This window comes from Mesorhizobium sp. BHbdii (assembly GCF_053848045.1).
Map to the genome: position 1 here is coordinate 1 of NZ_JBSPKX010000126.1, position 525 is coordinate 525.

Sequence of the window (525 nt, forward strand, 5' to 3'; positions counted from 1 at the left end):
GCCAGATACCGAGATAGGTTTTCGATGGTACGCCGAAGAACGTGCCGACGCCGTTGTAGAGCTTCAGCAAGGGGATCAGCGACATCTGCAGCGGCACCACCAGGAGGCCGATGATGACTGCGATCAGCAGCGCCCGGCCGGGAAAACGCATCCAGGCCAGCGCGTAGGCGGCAAAGGCAGCGATCAGGATCGGGATGACGGTCGCCGGTACTGTCACCGTCAACGAATTCATGAAGGAGCGCCCGATGCCTTCGGAGAACAGCACGGTCTTGTAGTTTTCGGTGGTGAATTTCGGCGGCGCCGACGAGGCATAGTAGACGCGCTGGCCGCGATCGCCCTCGAACGCCTTGGGCGAGGCCATGACGAAACTGCCATCGGCATTGAGCAGCAAGGTCACGCCGTCTCCAAGATCGGCGGTCGTGCCGGCGGGATATTGCGTCGGCGCCGCCGACTTGACGCCGAAGGCGCTGATGTTGCGCTTGGCGCCATCGCCGAAGATGTTGCCCTCAAGGACGAACTTGCCGT

General features: G+C 62.3%; 1 pseudogene. It reads right to left on the reverse strand.

Features of this window, described 5'->3' with window-relative positions:
• A pseudogene (locus ACWTU8_RS32205) lies at window positions 1-525 on the reverse strand (carbohydrate ABC transporter permease); the annotation flags it as partial.